Origin of the sequence: Brevibacillus soli (assembly GCF_044759095.2) — a bacterium.
Taxonomy (GTDB): Bacteria; Bacillota; Bacilli; order Brevibacillales; family Brevibacillaceae; genus JBIYSM02.
The window spans coordinates 1-23,300 of record NZ_JBIYSM020000052.1 but is presented as its reverse complement, the minus strand read 5'-3'; the positions used below and the strand labels follow the sequence as shown (position 1 = coordinate 23,300).

The following is a 23,300-nucleotide window of genomic DNA, read 5'->3' as shown; positions in this document are numbered from 1 at the left end:
AGGATTTTCGAGGAGCACTGTTGAATTTCTTTAAGAAGAAAGGAATTCAGTCCCTCTTTTTGGATGTATTGCCTCGACAACACTACTTCCATTTAGAGAGCTGAATTCCTTTTGTTTTTGACTTACCCCAGGAATTTTTCAGGGGAAACTAGCTAATGCCGGGTGGGTTTTCTTATACTTTTTTCCCGCGTATATGTGTACGCTCCGCTGAATAGGATGGCGAAAGGATGAGGGAAAGGAGGGGGGAAGGAGTGGGTGAAAGAGTTGTGGAAGGCGTTGATGAACGGTTAACCAGTATCCCGGCGCTGTTATCACCCAGCCAAATGATCTCCATTATTCAAAAAGGACTCAGCAAAACAAAATCCCCGAAAAATATTATGATTGTCGGTGCCGGCATGGCTGGATTGGTTGCGGCGTCTTTGCTTAAGGAGGCCGGGCATCACGTTAAAATCCTAGAAGGAAACAGCAGAGTAGGAGGACGTGTCTTCACCATGCGAACCCCGTTTGCAGAAGGGGCATATGTAGAGGCAGGTGCCATGCGGATTCCCGAAATGCACGATTTGGTATTCGAATACATCAAAAAATTCGGGTTAACGGTGAATGAGTTTATTAACGCTACTCCAGATGATCTGATCTACGCGAACGGGATGAAAACCCGTGTGAAAATTTATGAACGTCACCCAGATATTTTTCAATATCCCGTAGCGCCGTCTGAAAAGGGAAAAACGGCGGAACAGTTATTCAATATGGCCGTACAGCCGATCATCGACTTTATCAACCAAGATCCTGCCCGACATTGGCCGATCGTTGAAAGACAACTGGATCAATACTCGGTCTACACGTTCTTACGGTTCTATCCCTATCGACCCAAAGTCACTTTTTCTGAAGGCGCAATCGAAATGATGTCCGTTCTTCTTGCTCTGGAAGGTGTGATGGAGCAGTCTTTTCTGGATATTTTGCGGGATCTGATGCTTTTCAAGCCAGAGACCCGCTTTTACGAAATTACAGGCGGCAATGACCGTCTGCCCTATTCCTTTCTGCCACAATTGCAAGAAGACATACTCTTCCATCAAAGAGTAACGAAAATTACCCAGCAGAACGACAGTGTAACCCTTACCTTCATAGATACAAACACCTCCCATGAATACAGCATGACGGGTGATCTTGCCATCATGACCATTCCCTTTACCGTTATGCAATTTGTTGAGGTTGAACCGCGCGATTCGTTTTCCCACAACAAATGGAGAGCCATCCGTGAGCTTGACTATATCACGGCTACCAAGATCGGGATTCAGTTTTCAAGCAGATTCTGGGAAAGGGAAGGTCTATACGGAGGAAAAACCATCACTGACTTGCCGATCCGTTCTACGTACTATCCAAGCCATGGGCTTGGCACTCCGGGACCGGCTGCAATTTTGGCCAGCTATACATGGCAGGAAGATTCGATGCCGTGGGACGGACTGACGCAGGAGGAGCGTATTTACTTTTCCTTGAAGAATTTAGCCACCATCCACGGTGATCAGGTGTATCGCGAGTTTCAAACTGGAACTTCTTACAGTTGGGGGCAGGATCCGTTTGCCTGCGGAGCTGTGTCGTTTTTTAGACCGGGACAGCGAATAGCGCTGCATCCCTATATCGCGACTCCAGAAGGAAGAGTTCACTTTGCCGGTGAACATACCACACTCACCCATGGTTGGATACAAGGCGCCATCGAGTCGGGGATTCGAGTGGCATTCGAAGTGAACGAATTGCCACGATTATGAGAGATGGAGAAAACTTCGTGTAGAATAGAGAGAAGGAAACGGGATCTGCAAGGGCAAGGAGGAGTTTGATGGACGAGAAGGATGATACGTTTGCTGTTCTGAATAAAACGAGGGAGATTCACAGGCAAGTATTCGGATTGACTCATTTCATGAATGATGGCTGCGTGGATTTTCGTGTCCCGATAGAGAAGATCTATGTCTACTTTATCGTACAGATCCTCTTCCGTATGCCACCACCATCCTCCGGCACAACCCGGACCAGCAATCGGCTCATGTTCTCCTGTTCGAGCCGATATGATCACGACAGTACATTCCCGTTCAAGCCGTTTCCAGGTTTTCATAGGGTAAAAGGGATGTATAGAGAGAACACTCCGCAAGAAGCCTATTTGTTTGCCAAGACATTTTTTGTCCGGCAACGAAACCGATTTGTAAACGAGATCAAAGCACTTATCAGAGAAATGGATTACCATCTTCACTAAAATCAGAAACGGCCGATATTGTGTTGGCTATCCTGGTTGGTCGTAAAGTGACCGACATGGGATAGCCGTTTTTTTGGACCATGGCCATCATTCATCGAAAATGTTAGAAAATTTTTTCTATATATTGAATCTTGAAATTCTTATGGTATATAATCCAAAGAAGCATCTGATGCACCGAATTTCTTTTATGAAGCATAGACTGCTTCGTTGGACCGGGAAGTTCGTGCCAATTTGCTCAAAAACGAGGGATTATCGTGGATCAAGCAACATTTGAAAATTTGATAAAGGAAAAGTATGAAAGTTTATCAGCCGGCCAAAAAAAAGTGGCAGAGTTTCTGATCGACCACCTGGAAGAAGCAGCCTTCAGTACAGCCGGTCAGATCGGGCGCAAAGTGGATATGAGCGAAACAACGGTAATTCGATTATCCTATGCGCTTGGTTTTAACGGCTTTTCTGAGATGCAGGAAAAAATTCAAAGTCAGATACGGAAGAACCATCATCTTCCCTACGCCTCAAACAGTTTGGATTCGGCAGTAAACACGGATGATGAGTTGCGTGTTTTTTCGAAGGTCGTGGAGAAAGACATCCAGATTATGAGAGAAACCCTTCATCAACTGAACGTGGAAGATTTGTGGAAAGTCGTAGATGCCTTAGTCAAGGCGGACAAAATTTTGGTAGCCGGTTACCGCTTGTCTTACACAGCAGCCTATTGGTTCTCGTTCATGCTCGGTACTTTGCGTGAGAATGTAGAATTATGCCCGCCAATAGGGGATGTGTATGAAAAACTGTGCAATCTGACAGATCGATCCGTCGTTTTCGTGATCTCTTTTCCCCGCTATGCGAGAGAAGCCGTGCACATTGCCGAGTGTGCAAAGCAGCAAGGCGCTACGCTGCTATGTGTGACGGATCGGATGCTCTCACCCGTTGGACGCCTATCTGATATTGCTCTCACGACGGAAGAAAATCTTGAGTTGGGCTCCAACTCGATTTCCCCCGTGATCAGCTTGCTGGATTTGATTATCATCGGAATGAATCTGAGAGACAAAGAAAGGATTCAATTACGTCAACAGCGCTTGGAAAAAATGTATTCCAGCCATGACGTTTTTATAGAATAAATCATTTTTACACAAGGGGGCTTTGTATCATGACAAAAAAACGTTTTTTCCTCGGCATGTTGTTTTCAGCCATCCTGCTTCTGACCGCATGCGGCGGAAAGGAAGCAAACAACGCAAATGGGGCGCAGGGTGCAGACGGTGCGAATGCCAATGGAACACTCAAAATCGCAATCGAAGGGGCATATCCTCCCTACAACTATATGAACAAGGATAACCAGCTGGAAGGATTCGATGTGGATATCAGCAATGAGCTTGCCAAACGGCTTGGGGTGAAGCCTGAGCTGATTGCCATTCCGTGGGACAGCATGATTCCCGGACTCCTCGCCAAGAAGTACGACATTATCGTTTCCGATATGGCGATTACCGAAGAGCGCAAGAAAAAGGTTGATTTTTCCGATCCCTACTTTCACACGGGGCAAATGCTGTTCGTTCCGGCGAATTCTACCATAAAAGATCCGTCCGAAATCAAAGGGAAAAAGATTGGCGTGACGATCTCGACCACCGCGGCGGAGATCGCGACACAGCTTGGAGCAGATGTCGTGTTGTTTAAAAGCGACTTTCTCGCCTTTAGCGACATGGCCAACGGAAGGCTGGAAGGTTTCATTACCGATCAAGGGGTAGGCGCCCGCATCATGATGGACAACAAATATGACGGAAAGTCTGTAGGAAACCTGCTCAATACCGAGGCGGCAGGTATCACCATTCGGAAAGAGGACACCGCTCTCAAGGAAAAAATCAACAAAGCCTTGGCGGACATGAAAAATGACGGAACCTTCGAAGCCATCAGCAAGAAGTGGTTTGGCAGAGACATACGTTAAACAGGAGGGGACGTCATGCTTGATTTCTCACTGGTTCAGCAGTACATTCCCTTTCTCCTGGAAGCGTCTCTGTTGACGCTGGAAATTTCTGTGCTATCTATTGCGGCGGGCCTCGTTCTGGGGCTTGCCGCAGTCCTCATCAAACTCTCCAGGCTGCGTCCGCTGGCAGTCATCGTCGACTTTTACATCTGGTTCATCCGCGGCACACCGCTGCTGGTGCAGCTGTTCCTTGTTTACTTCGGACTGCCGCAGATCGGCATTGAACTAAGTCCATTCGTCGCTTCCGTCACGGCCTTGGGCGTGAATGCGGGTGCGTACTTTGCGGAAATCCTCAGAGGCGGGATCGTATCCATTCCGAAAGGGCAGATGGAAGCCGCTCTGTCACTCGGCATGAGCTACCCGACGATCATGCGCCGCATTATCCTGCCGCAAGCCTTTCGGGTAAGTATCCCGGCGATCGGGAATGAATCGATTACCCTTCTCAAGGACTCCTCGCTCGCATCCCTGGTCACGCTGTCAGAACTCATGATGACTTCTCAGCGTTTTGCTTCTACCAACTACGCCTTTATCGAGTTCTACATCACGGCAGCGGCCCTGTATCTGCTGATGACCACGATGTTTACGTTTGTCCTGAGAAAAATGGAAAGACGCCTGTCCATGAGTGAACGGTAGTTCCGGGAGGATTGATGGATCATGACAACAACCCCAATTATTCAGGTGGAAAACATCTTCAAAAGCTTCGGTGAGGTGGAGGTCCTCAAGGGAATCAATCTGTCCGTTCAAGCGGGAGAGGTGGTCTCACTGATTGGCTCAAGCGGATCGGGGAAAAGCACGCTGCTGCGCTGTCTGAACTATTTGGAGAAGGTGGATCGGGGAAAGATCGTGATCGATGGGATCGAATTGAAGGAATCGCACACCAATATCGGAAAGATTCGCCGCGAAGTCGGTATGGTATTCCAACAATTCAACCTGTTTCCGCATATGACTGTGCTGGAAAACATCATGGAAGCCCCCATCCAGGTATTGAAAAAAAGCAGGCAGGACGCGATGGAGACGGCTCAGCGCCTTTTGGACAAAGTGGGACTGTCAGATAAGGCGCACGTCTACCCGCGCAAGCTGTCGGGAGGGCAGCAGCAGCGGGTGGCGATCGCCCGCGCTTTGGCCATGAACCCGAAAATTATGCTGTTTGATGAACCTACCTCCGCACTTGATCCCGAGCTGGTCGGCGAAGTATTGTCCGTCATGAAAGAGTTGGCCCAGGAAGGAATGACGATGGTCATCGTCACCCATGAGATGGCTTTTGCGAGGGATGTAGCCCACCGGGTCATTTACATGCACAACGGAATCATTGAAGAAGAAGGGAAACCGGAAGAACTCTTCAACCATCCAAAGAGCGAGAAATTAAAAAGTTTTCTGGGAAGAGTGATATGACCATGGATAGGACAACTGCAACATTATCCATACGTCTCCTTGAATCCGTAGAAGAACTAACCATGGTTAGAGAGTTGGAGAAACTCGTATGGGGATCAGAAGAATCGGTTCCAGTCGAACAAACGATAACGGCAGTGAAACATGGCGGCATGGTCCTCGGCGCGTTTTTGGGAGAGAGATTAATCGGCTTTCAGTACAGCTTTGCCGGATATGACGGTAAGAAAACGTACCTCTGCTCCCACAGCTTGGGGATACACCCCGATTATCGGGCGAGCGGTATCGGATACAGGCTAAAGCTTGCCCAACGGACGGAGGCCATCCGCAAGGGCTATGATCTGATTACGTGGACGTATGATCCGCTGCAAACGGTAAACGGTAATTTAAATATCAGGAAGCTGGGTGCGATTTGTTCCACGTATATCGAAAACTGTTACGGAGACATGAACGATCAACTGAATGCAGGCGTTCCGTCCGATCGCTTTCAAGTGGAGTGGTGGATTACCAGCGATCATGTCATGGACACCTTGCGGAAAAAAAGAGATCCTGACTCCTCTGTCGGATTCCCCGCAGTAATCGAGACAACCACAAACGATCAAGGATTTGGCGTGCCTTTGCAAGTAGATCTCACCCTCGATCAATCTGCCGGCAAGCTTTTGGTTCCTGTCCCTTCCTCCTTTCAAAGACTGAAGGAACACGATATCGGCTTGGCTATCGAGTGGCGCATGAAAACTCGAGCGGTCTTTTCCCATTACTTTCAAAACGGCTGGAGTGTGAGGGAATTCGTAAAACAGGACGGACCGGAGCCTGTGCACTACTATGTTTTGGATAAATGACGACAAAATGTTTCGGAGGGTTTTTTATGGAAATCCAGCATATTATCTTGAGACATGTGAAAATGGATTTGCTGCAGCCTTTTACAACCAGCTTGGGTACGGAGTACGACAAGGAATTTATTTTGGTGGAAATCCAATCAAAAACAGGCATTTCAGGCTGGGCAGAATCTGTCGCCTCACCCGATCCTCTGTATAAAGAGGAAACAATCAAAACCAATTGGCACATCATGGAGGAATTCCTGATTCCTCTTCTATTCAAACAGCCGATTGGGCACCCGGATGAAGTGTCAGAGCGTTTTTCCCATATTCGAGGCAATTACATGGCGAAATCCGCGTTGGAAGGTGCGATTTGGGACCTTTATGCAAAAGAGCGGGGGATCCCACTGGCAAGAGCGCTGGGGGGAACGAAAGAAAAAATCGACGTAGGCATCAGTATCGGGATTCAGGAATCCGTTGATCAACTGTTGAAAGTGATTGAGCGATATGTACAGGAAGGTTATAAGCGGATCAAGGTGAAAATTCAACCCGGATGGGATGTCGATGTGATTCGAGAAGTAAGGAAACACTTCCCCCATATCCCGTTGATGGCTGATGCAAACAGCGCTTATACGTTGCGGGATGCAGATCACTTGATGGCGCTGGATGAGTTTAACCTGACGATGATTGAACAGCCTCTTTCCCATGATGACATCATTGATCATGCCGAGCTGCAGGCGAAACTAAAAACCCCGATCTGCTTGGACGAAAGCATTCACTCGGTGGAGGATGTCCGGAAAGCGATCAAACTGGGCAGCTGCAAGGTCATTAACATCAAAATCGGACGTGTGGGAGGATTGACGGAAGCCAAAAAAATCCACGATCTGTGTCAGGCACACGGCATCCCGGTATGGTGCGGGGGAATGCTCGAGTCGGGAGTAGGCAGGGCCCACAACATCGCCATCACGACGCTGCCAAACTTTATTTTGCCTGGTGATACGGCCGCTTCTTCCCGCTATTGGCAGCAGGACATTATTGATCCGGAGGTAACGGTCGATAACGGGGTGATTACGGTTCCGGATGCACCGGGAATCGGATATGAACCCAACCGTGATCGCATACGCGAGAGAACATTATACAGCAAGTTATATAAAATGTAGTCCCATACGCGAACCGGTGAGAGCCTGATCTTTTCCGTCATCCAACGGGAGATCAGGCTATTTTAGTATATAAGAATTACATACCCCCAACCCATTTTGGTGGTCAAGGAGGAATAACATGAGCCAGCCATTCATTCGCACGTTAAATCTCAAAAACTATACACATGGGACCAAACAGGAGCGGATACAGTTTGCGAAGGAATTCTATGATGGCCTGCAGGAGATCGGATTCATTATTCTGGAGGGACATGGAGTTGACCCCAATTTAATTGACAAAAACTATGAGCTGTGGCAAAAACTTTTCGCGCTGGACACGGAAACAAAGCAAAAGTATGAGGGGATCGAAGGCGGTGCTCGCGGATACACGGGCTTTGGTAAAGAGCACGCGAAGAATCGTAAGGTCGGAGATTTAAAGGAATTCTGGCATGTCGGTCAAGAACTGCCTGTTGGACATCCGCTTACAGCTGAATATCCTGCCAATGTGTGGCCACAAGAGCTTCCGGAATTGAGAAAGCATGCACTCAGCTTTTATCGTGAGTTGGAGCGCGTTGCTCGAAACATGCTGGAAGCCCTGGCACTTCACATGGACCTCCGTCTGGACTTTTTCTCTGACATGATCAAGGACGGAAACAGCGTTCTTCGGGCGATTCACTATCCGCCGCTGGATTCTTCGATGCACCCGGATGCCATTCGAGCGGCCGAGCATGAAGATATCAACCTGATCACTCTGCTGGTAGAGTCCACAGCTTCCGGACTTGAACTCCTTACCCGTGAAGGGGAGTGGATGCCTGTCATCGCGAAAAAAGGGCAAATTATCGTGGATGCCGGCGACATGCTGTCCCGGATTACGAACGAAGTCATTCCGGCAACGACTCATCGGGTTGTGAATCCGAAAGGGGAAAACACTTCACGCTACTCCATGCCTTTTTTCGTACATCCATACAGCAGTTGCTTGCTTGAAACCATCCCCTCCTGTGTAACGGAAGAGAACCCTGAAAAATATCCTCCCATTACAGCGGGTGACTTCCTCTACGAGCGTCTTGTCGAAATTGGTTTGATCAAAAAATAAATGAAAAAGGCAAAAACTCCCGTTGATTCGAACGCAACGGGAGTTTTTTTGTTTCCCTTGGAAAAAGCCTGTAAAAAGCGATGCGCTCGTCACTACAGAGCCTGCCATTGTACGCTGGTTGCTAATCGTTACCGCAATGGTGTTTCTTGCCTTGTTTTTAATCGTTCCGCTTGCCGCCGTCTTTGCCGAAGCTTTCACACAAGGCTGGACGGCGTATGTTTCGGCTATACGGGAACCGGATGCATGGGCTGCGATAAAATTGACGATTTTGACAGCTGGCATCGCGGTTCCATTGAATACGTTGTTTGGGATTGCGGCAGCCTGGGCGATTGTGAAATACCAGTTCTACGGGAAGAACTTGTTGATTACGCTGATTGATCTCCCATTTGCCGTTTCACCTGTCATTTCGGGACTGATTTTTGTGCTGCTGTTTGGTTCCCAAGGACTCGCGAACGGTACCAGGAATTGAGAGTGCAACCGAATGAGACCGTATTTGTTCGTCCGCGTGTTGTGAAAGTTTTTCCCTCGGAAAAAGAGCAGGCCGGCGCAGAAAAAGGTACGCTGATGCCCATTCGTATACAGGCCAATAAAAGGTAATATCCCGTTGGGAAGCCGATGTTCTGGGAACATCGGTTTTTTCCATAATTCTGTATTTTGTGGTAAAATTACGTTTGAAACCATACATAAGGTGGTAACTTTATGACTGAGATCAAGACGGATTTGATCGGGGAAAAGAAACAGGAAACCAAACAGATCATTGATTCCATCCTGAAGATACCAAACCATGATAATAACATAGCCATTCGGCAGCTGGTGCTGTACCTCAACAAACTGCTTCGCATCCGGCTCATCACTCCGCCGATTTACGAGCTCATGATCATTTTGCGGGAAGAGAAACCGGTTCTCTATCATGCGGCACGGCTGAAAATCTCGAAAAACAGCCATCTGAACATGCTGTTTAAACTGAATGGCGATCTGAAAGTGGCTGAACAGCGCTTTCAACAGTTTTTTTCTGATTTGTAATCAGGCTTCCTACATGAAAAAAGCAGCCACAAACTTGCTTTCAAGTTTGGGCTGCTTTTCTCTTTTATCCATTCCTTTACCGGTTGTCTACCTTTTCCGGATACAAGTCGTGGTTCATCAGGCGGTACTCTGCCATCTTTTCGTACTTGGTTCCCGGCTTGCCGTAGTTGCAGTACGGATCGATGGAGATTCCGCCGCGCGGAGTGAACTTGCCCCAGACCTCGATGTATTTCGGGTCCATCAGCTTGATGAGGTCATTCATGATGATGTTCACGCAGTCTTCGTGGAAATCGCCGTGGTTGCGGAAGCTGAACAAATACAGCTTCAACGATTTGCTCTCCACCATTTTCTTGTCAGGAATATAGCTGATATAAATGGTGGCGAAGTCCGGCTGACCGGTCATGGGGCAGAGGCTGGTAAATTCCGGACAGTTGAACTTTACGAAATAATCGCGATACGGATGCTTGTTGTCAAATGCTTCGAGCACGCTTGGGTCGTACTCGTAGGAGTATTTGGTGCCTTGGTTGCCCAGCAGCGTGAGCGAGGACAAATCCCGATTTTGATTGTAAGCCATTTATCATTCCCTCATTTCCAAAGAAGTTTGTCAAACGCCCCGTTTGTTGCCCCAGACCAGCGCATGCAGCTGCGGCAGTACCTTGACGTCGTTCATGTCGGCGCAAGCGACGACCCGCTCGATCAGCCATTCGTAACGGGCCAGCAATCGCTCCCGCAGTTCACCGGTGTCAGCTCCAAGGACATCGTCATTTCCCACCTGCAAAAAGAAGGGGATGAACGGATAGCGGAGGTGAACACGGCGTGCGTACCGGAAATCTTCGTCGTCAAACACGACCACTTTGAGGCTCACCTGAGTATTGCTGTTCTTCGCCGTCAGTTTGGCGACCATGTCATCGAGTTGGGCAAAATCGGTCGTCATGCCGGAGCTGGGCGGCTTGGGGGAAAGAGTGACCTCGTCAATCAAAAGCAGCCACTCCTGCCATCTGGTCCCCTGCGTCTCAATCGCTGTGCGAATGTTGTGCTGTTTTAGCAGTTGGACGAGCGACCCGATGTTTGCGATCAGGGCCGGGTTGCCTCCTGAGATGGTGACATGGGAGAAGCGGTCCTGTCCGATACGGCGAAGCTCCTGCCAGATTTCCTCCGGGGTCATCTGCCGGATCTCGTCGCGGGCAGAGCCGTCCCAGGTAAAGGCGGAGTCACACCAACGGCAGCGGTAATCGCAGCCTGCCGTGCGCACAAACATCGTCTTCTGCCCGATCACCATGCCTTCCCCCTGGATGGTGGGGCCGAATATCTCCAGTACCGGGATACTACTCATCGTACATCCACTCCCGTCTGGCTTCCGCATAGCTGGTCGGCGTCTCGTACAGGCGCACGAACTCTACCCGAGCCTGCTGCTGACGATAGTCGTCCGTCTGCAGCTGTCGTTCCATCTGTTCAAAGATCCAGACCACCATGTTCTCCGCGGTCGTGTTCATCGGAGGGAGAGTTTCGTTCAGATAGCGGTGATCCAGGTAGATTTCAATCTGTTCCTTCCAAATCTGTTTGATGTCTCCGAAGTCGATCACGATGCCGATCTCGTTCGGATATCCGCTGATGCCAAACACCACCTTGTAGGTATGGCCGTGCAGGTTCTTGCACTTTCCCTCATAGCAGTGCAGATGGTGTGCCGCGTCGAACGTAAACTCCTTGCTCACCAGCACCCGTTTTTGATGGTATTTCAGCTGTTCTTTCTGAATGTCGTGTCCATATGTTTGCAAACGCTCCACGATGCGAAAGTCGAAGTAGTTTCCCATCAGGCATTCACTCCCTGACGTTCCCGCAGGTAGCTCTCCAGGCCGGCAGCCCGCAGCTTGCAGGCGGGGCATGTCCCGCAACCGTCTCCCTTGATGCCATTGTAGCAGGTGAGCGTTTTTTCCCGTATATAGTCAAAGGCGCCCAACTCGTCCGCCAGCTTCCACGTTTCCGCCTTGTTCAGCCACATCAGCGGAGTGTGGATCACAAATGGAAAATCCATCGCCAGATTGAGTGTGACGTTCAGCGATTTCACAAACACATCGCGGCAGTCGGGGTAGCCGCTGAAATCGGTCTCGCACACGCCGGTAACCAGATGGTGTGCCCCCCGCTGTTTCGCATGGACCGCAGCAAACGACAGGAACAGCAGGTTTCGTCCGTCTACAAAGGTAGTAGGCAGTTCCCCGTCTTTCTGATCGATGGCAATGTCGCTTCGGGTGAGCGCGTTCGGTGCCAGTTGATTCAGCAGGCTCATGTCCAAGATCGTGTGATGGACGCCGATTTCCTCGGCGATCTGTTTCGCGCATTCAATCTCCAGCTTGTGTCGTTGTCCGTAGTCGAAAGTGACCGCTTCCACTTCGGCGAATTGCTTCAAGGCCCAGAACAAGCACGTGGTACTGTCCTGGCCGCCGCTGAAGACGACGACTGCTTTTTCCTGTTTCATGCTCAAGTCTCCTTTGTAATGAAAAAAACAATACCAAGGGTACTGTTTTTCACCTTAGTTTTTTATAGAGGGAGTTCGCGAACCTCTCCCGTGCCGTCGCACGGATTTTCTGGTATTCAGTTGCTGTTCTATTATACTACAGATTGATCGGCTGAATGTGGGAAAAGTTTGGGGGTTCGAGATTTTTTGGCAAATACCGCGGCGTTTTTACACGAGTTGTCGATAGGTTACGGTGGCAAGCGATTTACCTCCTCTATATACTAAAACGTGTTGGATATGTGATGAGGAGGGCGGAAATGGAACAGACAGAATTACGTTCTTCCATTGAATGTTTGCGCTCTGTGATGGTGGAGTCGGCGACTGTAGCGGGAAGCTTCACCCATGAAGAGGTAATTGCAGTTAGTCAACAACTGGATGAATTGATTGTTGCCTATCAAAAGCTTGTTCTGAAAAAACCAAAAAATTGAAACTTTTTTCAACTTTCTCCCGTCTATTATGAATAGTGATAGGCCAAAAGCACCCTACGGGCACCTGGGTGTGGCTTCGCTAAGAAGAAACTCGAAGTAGTTTCGCCACTAAGAAGGGGGAATATGCGTGGATTCAAATCGTGGGTTGGTCTTTTGTATCAGTTGCAAACAGTTGTTGGAATTGGAAAGCGCCTCCTTCGTCTTCAAGACGGGATTTTATATGACGGAGTACCCGTTAGCTCAATGTTCCTGTTGTCAGCAGCAAAAACAGGAGATGGCCTCATGACATTTACAAAGAACGTTCAGCAGCCCTTTCTCATTCAGGAGAAAGGGCTTTTGTAAGGGGAATAAACCGGGACTCGAGCATACATATGGAATGACCGAAATTGCAGGGGAGGGTCATAGTGCGATGACGGACATTCCGGAACAGTATGTGCGGGTCAACCACTTCGGCGTCATATTCACGTTTTTGTTGGCCGTGGTTTTGCAGCAGCCTATGCTGATCGGGCTCTTGTGGCTGATTCAAGTCGTTCATCTGGTCAGCGGCGGACGGGCCAATCTCTTCGTCCTGGTGGCAAAACCGTTTTGGAAAAAGCCGATTAGCTCTGCAGAAGCACAATCGCCAGAATTATTCCGCTTCAACGCATCCATCGCCGTCGCGTTGCAAACCCTGTCAGTCCTGGTGTTTCTCGTCTGGCCGGGCACCGGTTGGGGATACGTCATTTCCGGGGTGCATGCAGTGGCAGCCATTGCGGCATTGGATGGTTACTGCATGGGGTGCTTTTTGTATTACCAATGGAAACAGCGGCAAAGAAAATAGGGTGTTGAGGTGGGGCAGCTTCGTCCAGGCGATCTGGACGGGGCTGTTTCTGCCCATGCCCTGGCAGTTGGCGGCGGGAATTCTCCCGACGTATTGGCCGGCTAAACTCCTTCTGTCAGGTCAGGGGGAAGGGGTGGGTCTGCTGGCGGCCGCTGGTCTTGCGATTCACGCTGCCTTTATCGTGTTTTTCTACCGGAGGTTTACGGCAAGGGTGGAATAATCGAAGTTCGAAATCCCTTTTTTGAATTTTACCGCTACCCCGGAATGAAATCCCCCATGTGCTTGATAAATCGAAGCACTCCTCTACATGCAGCCCGAATCATTGCCCATCCCATTTCAAAAAGAATTTCGAAGAGAAAGTCCAGTAAGGGGTTATCCCAAATCGTTTTCGATTTTTTTCGTTTCTTCTCCATAGGAAAGCCTCATTTCACTGTGCGTCTTATGTCTGAATCGATTATACGGGAACGATCAGCCCGGGTTTCATGTAATAAATGGTTGTCCACTTTTTCCTACCAAAAGTCAGAATTTACCCATTATACTGAATATATGTATAATGTGAGAAAATGGGTTGGGAGGAATGGACATGGGCGAGATTCAGCGGGCGAGGCGAAATACGCTCGGCGATATACTGCGGAGGAGCAGGGGACGCTTTCCGGACAAAATGGCTCTCCGATTTGAAGACGAGGTATTTACCTATGAACAGTTTGACACGATCGTAAACCAGGCGGCGCAAGCCATCTTGTCCAGAGGATTGCAAAAAGGGGAGAGGGCGGCGGTGCTGTCCCGCAATTCCATGGATTTTGCCATCCTCAACTTCGCCCTGGCCAAGGCTGGGGTCATTATGGTTCCGATCAATTACATGCTGAATACGGATGATGCGGCGTTTATTCTGGGCCACGCGGAAGTGAGCGCCTGCTTTGCGTCACCCGAGTTTTTGCCGATGGCCGATCAAGCCATACGGACATCCGGCTGCGCCCCCCGCTTGCTCTCTATCATCTCCCGACCCTCCATACAGGTAGGTGAGTGGCTGCCATTCAGAGAAATGATTCAACATAGCGATCAAACAGAGCCTCTTGTGGACATCGCCGATGATGATGTCGTGCAAATTCTTTATACGAGCGGAACAGAGTCCAAGCCCAAAGGGGTCATGCTGACTCACAAAAACGTCATTTCGGAATATGTCAGCACCATCATTGACGGCGGTATGACCGAAGACGATGTGGCGGTGCATGCGCTGCCCCTGTTTCACTGCGCACAGCTTCACTGTTTTCTCGGACCGTACATCTACCTGGGCGGGAGCGGCATTATTTTGGAACAGGCCTCACCCGGCCTCATGCTGGAGACGGTGGAAACGTTTCGGGCTACCCAGCTGTTCTGCCCGCCGACGGTCTGGATTGCCCTGCTGAGGTCGCCGGAGTTTGCCGCCCGTGATCTGTCTTCGTTGAAAAAATGCTACTACGGCGCAGCCATAATGCCGGTTGAGATATTGAAAGAGTTGAATCAACGTCTTCCCCATGCGCAGTTCTATAATTTTTACGGCCAGACGGAAGTGGCTCCGTTGGCGACAGTATTGAAACCCGAAGATCAATTGCGGAAAGCGGGCTCTGCGGGGAAACCGTCGCTGAACGTGGAGACCAAAATCGTGGACGACGACGGAAACGAAGTGCCTCGAGGTACCATCGGAGAAATCGTACACAGGACGAGTCATGCCATGCTCGGGTATTTCCGGGACGAGGAGAAGACGCTGGCCGCTTTCCGCGGGGGATGGTTTCACAGCGGAGACCTGGGTGTCATGGATGAGCAAGGATACATTGCCGTCGTAGACCGGAAAAAAGACATGATCAAAACCGGGGGAGAAAATGTCGCCAGCCGGGAAGTGGAGGAGATGATCTACCAACACCCGAAAGTCTCGGAGGTAGCTGTGATTGGCGTGCCCCATCCGTACTGGATCGAGGCCGTTACCGCCGTCGTGGTGCCCAAGGCGGGTGTGAGGCTGGCAGCTGACGAAATCCTTTCCTTTTGCAAAGAGAGGCTCTCTTCGTACAAGGCGCCCAAATACGTGGTCATTGCCGAGAATTTACCAAGGAACCCAAGCGGCAAGATTTTGAAACGGGAGCTGCGGGTTCGTTACGAGTTGCTGGCGAAGGCTGATTCTCTGGAAACGTAACGAGAATGGAGGAACCATCCTATGCAATATCCGCTTTCACCCGATGTTAAACCGGAATTTTGCACGACGGGTTCGTTCATGCGGTTGCCGTCCAGCCGCGATAACGCAAAGATCGCGATCGTCGGATTGCCCTTTGATACAGCGGCTTCGTTCCGTGTCGGGGCGCGATTTGCCCCGCAGGCGATCCGGCAGGCTTCGATGCTGTTGTTTCCTTATCATCCAATTCACAAGGTGTATCCCTTTGAGGATACAAATGCAATAGACATCGGCGACGTATCAGTGATTCCGCACAATATCCACCGCAGCTACGAAATCATGCAGGCTTCCATGCTGGATTTGATGAGCAAAGGGATTGTGCCAATCGGACTGGGTGGAGACCACTCCGTCACGCTGGCCACGCTTCGCGCCGCAGCCAAAGTGTACGGTCCGGTCGCGCTGATCCAATTCGATTCCCACACGGATACCTGGGACACCTACTACGATGAGAAGTACTGGCACGGCTCGCCTTTCATCCGCGCCCACGAAGAAGGACTGCTGCAGCCGGACAAGGTATTTCAAATCGGCATTCGCGGCACCCTGAACCACCCGGGAGACATCGATGCAAGTCTGGAGCTGGGATACAACGTGATCACCACTCCGGAATTGAAGAAGCGGGGCATGGAAGATGTGGTGAATCAGGTAAAGGAGGCCATCGGCGACACCCCTTGCTTTTTCACCTTTGATATCGACTTTGTTGACCCTGCCTTTGCCCCTGGCACCGGGACACCTGAGGTCGGCGGCTTCACCAGCCTGGAGACGCTGGAATTGGTTCGATCGCTTACCGACCTGAATTACATCGGCTTTGATCTGGTGGAAGTGCTCCCGCCTTACGATCCGGCACAAACCACTTCGCTTCTGGCGGCAACCTTGATTCATGACTTTGCCGGTCTTGTTGCGAAAAAAATGGGCAGTGGAACAAAGTAAAGCAATCGATGCTGCTAGAAAAGTGTTCGGGGCCCCAGCCGACACCAGCGTTAGCTAAAGTCGGCTGGGTTTTCTTATGGCAGGGTCGATTCGGGCAGAGGAAAATACAGCAATGGAAAGAAATAATAGGGAAAATGGCGTTGGGAGGAATGTATGGATGAAAGCGATACTGGTTACCGAATTTGGCGGGCCGCATGTAATGAAATATACGGACGTCGATGTCCCCTCAATAAACTCGAAACAAGTGTTAATCCGTGTTGAAACAACAAGCGTCAATTTTGCGGATATCAAATCGCGATATGGGAAAATGGGCGCTGGCAAGCTGCCGTTCATCCCTGGATTGGATGCGGCAGGGATTATTGAGAAGGTGGGATCGGATGTTCATCACTTGAAGGTTGGTCAACGTGTGATTGCTTTTCCTGCGAATGGTTCCTATGCGGATTACATCGTTGCGGATGAAAATCTTACCTTTGCGCTTCCTGACAGCATCGACTTTGATACAGCGGCAGCCTGTCCGATTGTTTCGTTTACTTCCTATAAACTGCTCGCTGATGTAGCAAGGCTGGAACCAGGGGAAACCGTCCTGATTCATGCTGCTGCGGGTGGAATCGGAACGACGGCGATCCAGCTGGCAAAACTCTTAGGAGCAGGTCAAGTAATCGGGACCGTAGGAAATGAGAGCAAAGCAGCGATAGCCCTGGAGGCGGGTGCGGATCATGTCATCTGCTATGAGAAAGAAGACTTTGCAGAGAGGGTAAATGAACTGACGAACGGGGAAGGCGCGAATGTGATTTTAGACTCCATCTCTGGATGGGTATCAGAAAAAAGTCTAAACTGCCTGGCCATGTACGGCCGTTTGGTTCATTTCGGAAATGCAAGTGGAGAAAGTGGTCGTATCAAGACACAAGATCTGCATGCAAGCTGTCGTTCTGTTCTTGGATTCAGTTTGGGAACGACTCGAAGCAAGCGTCCGCATCTCCTGCGTGATACGGCGGAGCGGGTGTTTGGTTACTTGGCCGATGGACGTTTGCAAATAAAGATCAGCAGGCGCTTTGCGCTGGAAGAAGCTGCACAAGCCCACGAATGGGTGGAAAGCAGACAAAGTACGGGAAAAGTCTTGTTGGATGTAAGGAAATAATCTCAATGTGGAATAGAGGAAAGGCGGCCTTCGAAGGGTTTCTTCAAAGGTCGCCTTGCGATTTAGGGAAATTGTCATACATGCTGTGCACTTGTTGCCGCCCCTGCGCAATCTCCGGATGAAACTGAATGACAGCCTGCCGGCGTACGGCTTCCACCTGCCCTATCGCCTGCTGCAGTTTGCTAGGATCACGCAGCGCACCGAGGTCTTCTGCGATGGCGAGTCCCGCCGCCGTTCCCTGTACCATCGCCACTTTTGCGCTTTCAATCCCGGTGATGTTTCCGGCGACATAAAGGCCGGGCAGGGGTGTTTGCATCCGCTCGTTGTGCAGAGGGACATGCCCTCCCAGAGAGGGAAGATAGGCAAACGGACATCCGGCTACCGCCGCCAGCTCGGCCAACGGGCTCAATCCCCCGGCGATACAGACGAAATCGGCGGGAATCACTTGTTCCGTACCCGGGATGGGCTTGCCTTCGCGTGTAATCCGGGCGACTCGCACACCTTCCACCTGAGCCTCACCCACGATCTCCAGGGCAGCAGTACGCAGTTGAAGGGGAACGCCCCACATTTTCACGCCGCTCTTCGGATACAAGCGGAGGCCCAACGCCTGTAAACCGGGCAGTCCCATCAGTTTGCCGCCCAGGCGAAGGAAGGGGGACGGGGCCAAATGCGCGACACGGAGCAGCGACTCCATCACACTGGCGGGATGGCCGGCCTCTGCTGTCACGGGATTTGCGGCGGGCAGCACCATCCGCTCGACATGGACACCAGCCAGCCGAAGCTCCCGGACGATCGCCACAGACAAGATGTTGACGCCAATGACGACACCGCGTGTCCCCACCCGCACCCGCTGGACATTGGTCATCACCTGTGCCGCCCCGATTGACATGACTCCCGGCAGAGTCCAGCCGGGAACGGGAACAGCAGTCTCTGTGGCGCCGGTGGCCAGCAGCAGTACGGGTACGTCAATCGATCCGTCCGTAGTGGAAACGTGCCATCCGTTCGGCGATCGCTCAACGTTGTATACGGAGACACCGCAGTCGATGCGAACACCATGACGGATGGCCTCATCATGCAGCTTCACTGCCTCGTCCAAACCGTTCCACCACGTTCCATCCGGTTCCTGATGCAACTGTCCGAGCAGTCTGCCGCCGGGCTGGTAAAATTCATCTGCCACCCGTACAGACAGCCCCTGATTGGCGCAGGCGACAGCCGCCGACAGGCCTGCCGGTCCGGCTCCTACCACAAGGACATCCGTCATGAGCGATGCCCTCCTTTCTTGAGCGGAGCGGGAAGCACTTCTCCCGCCGTCACTTCCATGCCGTCTTGAACCAGCGTGAGACATGCGCGGAGGCCTGGCACGCCGTTCACCGAAACACGGCACTCAAAGCAGTGGCCGATGTTGCAATAGATCCCTCGTGGCGTGCCTGTCTCTTCGTGCACACGCAGGGTACGGAGGCCGCTTGCCAGCAGGGCGGCGGCAATGGTTTCCCCCTCCAGCGCCTCCATCCACTTCCCTTGAAACCAAAAGGAGAGGGCTTTTCTCGGTTTTGCCCCTCCGAGTACAGGATGATGGTGGATCCTTCCGTTCATTAATTTTTCCCTCCAAGCAGATGGAACGAGATGGGTCGTACCGGCGGCTGATAGCCAAGCGGAACGGCATCCGCAGGGATGGTTCCGGTCGCGTTTTGCATAACGGCCTGAATGAGACTTCGGCAGGTCCGACCGCCGCAACAGCCCATTCCTGCTCTCGTTCTGAGCTTCAGCTCCCGCGCCGAACACTGATGACGGTCCAGGGTCTGGAGCAATTCTCCCAGGGTGACTTCCTCGCACCGACAGATAATCATGTTGGATTCATTCATGGTGACTACCGCCTCCTTTCTGTTGACGCCTTATTCTAGCAAGTACCGTGCCGATCTAGACCATTATGGGATCGGAATGTTCAGCTTGTTCATTTTGTTGTACAGGGTGGCCCGCGAAATCCCCAGCCGTTTCGCTGCGGCCAGTTTGTTCCCTTTTTCCCGTTCGATCGCGCGCAGGATCACGCGCTTCTCGTACTCTTCCAGCTCTTCTTGCAGCGAGACCGGGTCGTCTTGCAACAGAGAAGGGACCGGTTTTGGCTTGCCTTGTAGGGAATGCGGCAGATCCTCCTCCCTGATCACGCCGTCCGAGGCAAAAACGACCAGTCGTTCGATCGTATTGCGCAGTTCGCGAACGTTGCCCGGCCACTCGTGCTGCAGCAGGTTTTGCAGCACGTTTTGCGATATGACGTGGATCGGCCGGTTGTAGCGCAGCGAGAATTCGTACAGAAAGGCGTGGGCCAGCTCGATGGTATCCTCAATCCGCTCCCGCAGCGGAGGAATTTTCAGAGTGACGACGTTCAACCGGTAGTAGAGGTCCTCGCGAAATTTCCCTTCGCGGACGAGGGCTTCCAAGTCTCTGTTCGTCGCGGCTACTATGCGGAAATCCGCTTCGATTTGTCTCGTGCCCCCTACCTGGTAGTACTTCTTGTCCTGCAGCACGCGAAGCAGCTTTACCTGCATGTCCAGGGGCATTTCTCCCACTTCGTCAAGGAACAGCGTGCCGCCCCGGGCCATTTCAATCAACCCCTTTTTTCCTTTCTGGCCTGCGCCGGAAAAGGCTCCTTTTTCGTAGCCAAACAACTCGCTTTCAAACAGCGTCGGCGTAATCGCTCCGCAGTTGATTGCAACAAACGGTGCCCCGTGACCCTCCCGCACGTCGTGGATGGCTTTGGCGAACAGCTCCTTTCCGACGCCGCTTTCTCCCAGAATCAAGACCGTCGCCTGCGTGGAGCGGAGCTTGGTAATCATCGATTTGATCTGCTTGATGGCCAGACTGGTTCCCTTGATGTGTCGAAACGGATCGGGAGACGGGCTCAGCTTTGCCATTTCCTGTTGGAGGTGGTGGACTTTTTTGGTGGCGTTCAACAGTTCCTGATTGAGGCGAACCTGGCTGGTGATGTCCGTTTCAGCCGCAACCGCCCCAATGATTCTGCCGTGAAGAAGGATCGGGTTGGTGTTGATCAGCACAAACAGGTCTTCCCGAGGCTGGTGCTGACGCCGGTAGACCGATTCGCCCGTCTTCAGCGTTTTGAGCGTCTGCAGCATGTCCAGAGGGAAAAAGTCGGTGATCGGCTTGCCTGTCACCTCGTGAGCCTTAAGGGAAAAGATCTGTTCCGCTCCTTCCGTCCAGACCACCACGTTGGCTTGTTCGTCGATGGCGGAGATGGACGCGTCCATGGTCGCAACCATCGTCTCGAAGTAGGCTTCCAGGTGCTCATAGGCAGAAAACACGGCTTGCAGCAGGACAGCCCGGCTGAGGAAACCTTTTGGCACCGTATCCTCGATCAGGATGAACTCATGCTCCCGAAGAAGCGGGATTACAGCAGAGAGGGCCGTCCCCAAAGCGACGGAAACGGTTTTCTTCCAGTATGGCGAGCCGCCACTCTGATTCGGCGGGAGCAAATCGGTGGTCGTAACGAACAAGTCGCCGTTCATACGGGTAAAGACGGGAATGGGGGGATCATAAGACTTGTCAGGCGCGAATAATTCCCAATCTTCTGAATATATGAAGGTTGGATCGATGAAAGTTTCCAGTGGGGGGAGCTTGTGTTTCACAGCCGGTTCACCCTTTTCCGAAAAATGTATGAAAATTTCTGCAATTTCTCGATTATTATACACGGTTTGTTTTCTCTGTAAAAGAGAGTAGACAGTGGTTGCGAAAACAACGCCCTTTTGAAATGGGCGGTAAGAATGCCGCTATCGTACTGCGGGACGCCGATCTGGAAAAAACGGTTCCGATCGTGCTCAGCGGCGCGTTTCGCTCCGCCGGTCAAAAGTGCACGGCCACCGGCAGGATCATCGTCGAACGGGAGGTCTTTCAGCCGTTTCTGGAGCTGCTGCAGGAAGCCGTCCGTACCTGCAAGGTTGGGCCGGCGCTTGACCCGTCCGTCTATCTCGGCCCCGTGGCATCGGAGGATCAGTATCAAAAAGTGAGTGCCTATGCTTCTCTGGCCCAATCGGAAGGGCAGATCGTGGCGGAGAGTGCAGCTTTTCCGGCAGAGGGTGAGGGCTACTACATCAAACCGCTGGTGGTTTCAGGCGTAAGCGCCCAACATGCGCTGGTACAGGAGGAAATTTTCGGGCCGATGGCCGTGCTGCTGGAAGCGTCCGATTTTGACGAGGCGATCCAGCTTTGCAACCAGACGGTGTACGGTCTCAGCGCCTCCCTTTTTACCCGTGACTTGTCAAAGGCGCACCGTTTTCTCGACGAGGCGCAGGCTGGCATGGTCCGGGTCAATCAGGAAACGGCCGGGGTCGAATACCAGGCGCCGTTTGGCGGGATGAAGCTGTCCAGTTCCCATACCCGGGAGCAGGGGCAAGCTGCGCTTGATTTCTACAGTGCCGTCAAAACGTGCGCGATCAGGCACACGCTGTGACCGGGAGGAGGACCGGATGAAAATCAAACAGCTGTATACCACGATAGACGCACACGCCGGCGGGGAGCCCCTGCGCATTGTCACGGGCGGGATTCCGCCGCTGAAGGGAGACACCATTCTGGAGAAGCGGGCGTACTTTCGTGAGCACTTTGACCGGATTCGCCGAGTCCTGATGCACGAGCCGCGCGGCCATCACGGGATGTACGGCTGCATCATGACGCCGCCGGTCAGTCCCGACGCTGATTTTGGCGTCCTGTTCATGCACAATGAGGGGCTAAGCACGATGTGCGGGCACGGCATCATCGCCGTCGTGACGGCGGCTATTGAAACCGGGTATGTGCAGGCGCAGGAAGAGCGGCAGCGCGTCGTCATTGACAGCCCTGCAGGAAAAATCATTGCGCACGCGGTTTGCAAAGGGGCGGAGGTAAAGGCCGTTTCCTTTGAAAACGTCCCCTCGTTCGTGTATGCGAAGGACGTTCCCGTTTCTCTTGACGGCAGGGAATTCTCTGTCGACATTGCCTTCGGGGGAGCCTTTTACGCGGTAGTCGAGGCGAAAGATCTGGGCGTGTCGGCAGAGATCGAACAGTTGGCTGCGCTTCAGAGATGGGGGAAGGCGATCAAGGAACAAGTGGAAGCCCGCGTGACCGTGCGTCATCCGTTGGAGCCGGAGCTGGCCGGCATTTACGGTGTCATCATTTCCGACGAGCCAAAAAAGACCAGCTCCCATTTGCGCAACGTTACCGTCTTCGGCGACGAACAGATTGACCGCTCGCCGTGCGGTACGGGTACGGCCGCGCGTATGGCTGTGCTTCATCAGCGAGGGCTGCTGGCAATCGGAGAGCGGTTCGTGCACGAAGGAATTGTCGGCAGCCAGTTCATCGGCACTGTGATCGGGACAACCAAAGTGGGGCAATTTGACGCCGTCCTGCCGACGATTGAGGGCAAAGCCTTCCTGACCGGCCTGCACCAGTTTGTGGTCGATCCGACCGATCCGCTGGCGGGGGGATTCTTGCTGGGTTAACAGGGTCTTTCGGGGGAAAAGCCGTGTTCACATTGTGGACATCGGCTTTTTTTAGTGTATAAGCGTACTATGTCAATTAGTTTTTTCGCCCTTTTTGAGAATGGCAAACACACCTAACGTAATTT

At 51.7% G+C, this 23,300-nt stretch carries 26 protein-coding genes, 2 pseudogenes and 1 riboswitch; of the genes and pseudogenes, 20 read left to right on the top strand and 8 right to left on the bottom strand.

The window, feature by feature from the left end; translation table 11 throughout:
* Nucleotides 1-323: 323 nt before the first annotated feature.
* The 11 genes and pseudogenes from ACE99V_RS17860 (at nt 324) to ACE99V_RS17810 (ending at nt 9,667) form a co-directional block, all read left to right on the top strand.
* Entirely contained in the window at nt 324-1,763 is a 1,440-nt protein-coding gene (locus ACE99V_RS17860; RefSeq protein WP_400492595.1) for a flavin monoamine oxidase family protein, read from the top strand.
* Nucleotides 1,764-1,831: 68 nt separating this feature from the next.
* A complete protein-coding gene (locus ACE99V_RS17855; protein WP_400492593.1) occupies nt 1,832-2,242 on the top strand; it encodes a hypothetical protein in 411 nt (136 codons plus the stop codon).
* Between the two features lie 254 nt (nt 2,243-2,496).
* Nucleotides 2,497-3,357, top strand: a complete 861-nt coding sequence (locus tag ACE99V_RS17850) for a MurR/RpiR family transcriptional regulator (protein WP_400492592.1) — start codon at nt 2,497-2,499, stop codon at nt 3,355-3,357.
* A gap of 29 nt (nt 3,358-3,386) precedes the next feature.
* Nucleotides 3,387-4,175 carry a transporter substrate-binding domain-containing protein gene (locus ACE99V_RS17845; protein ID WP_400492591.1) on the top strand — a complete coding sequence of 263 codons (789 nt, stop codon included), beginning with the start codon at nt 3,387-3,389 and terminating at the stop codon, nt 4,173-4,175.
* 15 nt (nt 4,176-4,190) lie between these two features.
* Nucleotides 4,191-4,847 (top strand): amino acid ABC transporter permease, encoded by a 657-nt coding sequence (locus tag ACE99V_RS17840; RefSeq protein WP_400492590.1) that lies wholly within the window; start codon nt 4,191-4,193, stop codon nt 4,845-4,847.
* Between the two features lie 36 nt (nt 4,848-4,883).
* Complete coding sequence (locus ACE99V_RS17835; RefSeq protein ID WP_400492594.1) at nt 4,884-5,606, top strand: amino acid ABC transporter ATP-binding protein; 723 nt, start codon at nt 4,884-4,886, stop codon at nt 5,604-5,606.
* A 62-nt stretch (nt 5,607-5,668) separates the two neighbouring features.
* Complete coding sequence (locus tag ACE99V_RS17830; protein ID WP_400492589.1) at nt 5,669-6,439, top strand: GNAT family N-acetyltransferase; 771 nt, start codon at nt 5,669-5,671, stop codon at nt 6,437-6,439.
* Nucleotides 6,440-6,465: 26 nt separating this feature from the next.
* The gene (menC, locus tag ACE99V_RS17825) at nt 6,466-7,575 is read left to right on the top strand and encodes an o-succinylbenzoate synthase (protein WP_400492588.1); all 1,110 of its coding nucleotides are present in this window, start codon (nt 6,466-6,468) and stop codon (nt 7,573-7,575) included.
* A gap of 118 nt (nt 7,576-7,693) precedes the next feature.
* Entirely contained in the window at nt 7,694-8,644 is a 951-nt protein-coding gene (locus ACE99V_RS17820; RefSeq protein WP_400492587.1) for an isopenicillin N synthase family dioxygenase, read from the top strand.
* A 136-nt stretch (nt 8,645-8,780) separates the two neighbouring features.
* Nucleotides 8,781-9,092 (top strand): annotated as a pseudogene (locus ACE99V_RS17815) (ABC transporter permease family protein); the annotation flags it as partial.
* Between the two features lie 251 nt (nt 9,093-9,343).
* Entirely contained in the window at nt 9,344-9,667 is a 324-nt protein-coding gene (locus ACE99V_RS17810) for a hypothetical protein (RefSeq protein WP_400492586.1), read from the top strand.
* Nucleotides 9,668-9,743: 76 nt separating this feature from the next.
* On the opposite strand, the gene queF is transcribed toward ACE99V_RS17810, so the two are convergent.
* The 4 genes from queF to queC are packed head-to-tail and all read right to left on the bottom strand — an operon-like array spanning nt 9,744 to nt 12,140.
* Nucleotides 9,744-10,241 (bottom strand): preQ(1) synthase, encoded by a 498-nt coding sequence (gene queF, locus ACE99V_RS17805; protein WP_400492585.1) that lies wholly within the window; start codon nt 10,239-10,241, stop codon nt 9,744-9,746.
* Nucleotides 10,242-10,271: 30 nt separating this feature from the next.
* Nucleotides 10,272-11,000 carry a 7-carboxy-7-deazaguanine synthase QueE gene (queE, locus tag ACE99V_RS17800; protein WP_400492584.1) on the bottom strand — a complete coding sequence of 243 codons (729 nt, stop codon included), beginning with the start codon at nt 10,998-11,000 and terminating at the stop codon, nt 10,272-10,274.
* Nucleotides 10,993-11,478, bottom strand: coding sequence for a 6-carboxytetrahydropterin synthase QueD (gene queD, locus ACE99V_RS17795; RefSeq protein WP_400492583.1), 486 nt, complete (start codon nt 11,476-11,478; stop codon nt 10,993-10,995). Before queD ends, queE begins: the two co-directional genes overlap by 8 nt.
* On the bottom strand, nt 11,478-12,140 hold the full coding sequence (gene queC, locus ACE99V_RS17790) for a 7-cyano-7-deazaguanine synthase QueC (protein WP_400492582.1): 663 nt from the start codon (nt 12,138-12,140) through the stop codon (nt 11,478-11,480). Before queC ends, queD begins: the two co-directional genes overlap by 1 nt.
* A gap of 48 nt (nt 12,141-12,188) precedes the next feature.
* Nucleotides 12,189-12,232, bottom strand: a riboswitch (PreQ1 riboswitch).
* Between the two features lie 204 nt (nt 12,233-12,436).
* Between queC and ACE99V_RS17785 the strand changes: the two genes are divergently transcribed.
* The 7 genes from ACE99V_RS17785 to ACE99V_RS17755 all read left to right on the top strand — a co-directional run bounded on the left by ACE99V_RS17785 (nt 12,437) and on the right by ACE99V_RS17755 (nt 17,695).
* Nucleotides 12,437-12,607: a Spo0E family sporulation regulatory protein-aspartic acid phosphatase gene (locus ACE99V_RS17785; RefSeq protein ID WP_400492581.1), complete on the top strand. Its 171-nt coding sequence runs from the start codon at nt 12,437-12,439 to the stop codon at nt 12,605-12,607.
* A 123-nt stretch (nt 12,608-12,730) separates the two neighbouring features.
* Nucleotides 12,731-12,949 (top strand): hypothetical protein, encoded by a 219-nt coding sequence (locus ACE99V_RS17780; RefSeq protein ID WP_400492580.1) that lies wholly within the window; start codon nt 12,731-12,733, stop codon nt 12,947-12,949.
* 67 nt (nt 12,950-13,016) lie between these two features.
* A complete protein-coding gene (locus ACE99V_RS17775; protein ID WP_400492579.1) occupies nt 13,017-13,427 on the top strand; it encodes a DUF4395 domain-containing protein in 411 nt (136 codons plus the stop codon).
* A gap of 4 nt (nt 13,428-13,431) precedes the next feature.
* Nucleotides 13,432-13,647 (top strand): Rv2686c family ABC transporter permease subunit, encoded by a 216-nt coding sequence (locus ACE99V_RS17770; RefSeq protein ID WP_400492578.1) that lies wholly within the window; start codon nt 13,432-13,434, stop codon nt 13,645-13,647.
* Nucleotides 13,648-14,010: 363 nt separating this feature from the next.
* Entirely contained in the window at nt 14,011-15,594 is a 1,584-nt protein-coding gene (locus ACE99V_RS17765; RefSeq protein ID WP_400492577.1) for an acyl-CoA synthetase, read from the top strand.
* Nucleotides 15,595-15,615: 21 nt separating this feature from the next.
* Nucleotides 15,616-16,557 (top strand): agmatinase, encoded by a 942-nt coding sequence (gene speB / locus ACE99V_RS17760; RefSeq protein ID WP_400492576.1) that lies wholly within the window; start codon nt 15,616-15,618, stop codon nt 16,555-16,557.
* 157 nt (nt 16,558-16,714) lie between these two features.
* A complete protein-coding gene (locus ACE99V_RS17755) occupies nt 16,715-17,695 on the top strand; it encodes a quinone oxidoreductase family protein (RefSeq protein ID WP_400492575.1) in 981 nt (326 codons plus the stop codon).
* A gap of 43 nt (nt 17,696-17,738) precedes the next feature.
* Here the strand turns inward: ACE99V_RS17755 and ACE99V_RS17750 are convergent, their stop codons facing one another.
* The 4 genes from ACE99V_RS17750 to ACE99V_RS17735 form a co-directional block, all read right to left on the bottom strand.
* A complete protein-coding gene (locus ACE99V_RS17750; protein ID WP_400492574.1) occupies nt 17,739-18,956 on the bottom strand; it encodes an NAD(P)/FAD-dependent oxidoreductase in 1,218 nt (405 codons plus the stop codon).
* Nucleotides 18,953-19,288: a (2Fe-2S)-binding protein gene (locus ACE99V_RS17745; protein ID WP_400492573.1), complete on the bottom strand. Its 336-nt coding sequence runs from the start codon at nt 19,286-19,288 to the stop codon at nt 18,953-18,955. Before ACE99V_RS17745 ends, ACE99V_RS17750 begins: the two co-directional genes overlap by 4 nt.
* Nucleotides 19,288-19,557 carry a (2Fe-2S)-binding protein gene (locus tag ACE99V_RS17740; RefSeq protein WP_400492572.1) on the bottom strand — a complete coding sequence of 90 codons (270 nt, stop codon included), beginning with the start codon at nt 19,555-19,557 and terminating at the stop codon, nt 19,288-19,290. Before ACE99V_RS17740 ends, ACE99V_RS17745 begins: the two co-directional genes overlap by 1 nt.
* A gap of 63 nt (nt 19,558-19,620) precedes the next feature.
* The gene (locus ACE99V_RS17735) at nt 19,621-21,333 is read right to left on the bottom strand and encodes a sigma-54 interaction domain-containing protein (protein WP_400492571.1); all 1,713 of its coding nucleotides are present in this window, start codon (nt 21,331-21,333) and stop codon (nt 19,621-19,623) included.
* 119 nt (nt 21,334-21,452) lie between these two features.
* Between ACE99V_RS17735 and ACE99V_RS17730 the strand changes: the two are divergent.
* Nucleotides 21,453-22,154 (top strand): annotated as a pseudogene (locus ACE99V_RS17730) (aldehyde dehydrogenase family protein); the annotation flags it as partial.
* A gap of 16 nt (nt 22,155-22,170) precedes the next feature.
* Complete coding sequence (locus ACE99V_RS17725; RefSeq protein WP_400492570.1) at nt 22,171-23,175, top strand: proline racemase family protein; 1,005 nt, start codon at nt 22,171-22,173, stop codon at nt 23,173-23,175.
* The last annotated feature ends 125 nt before the right edge of the window (nt 23,176-23,300 follow it).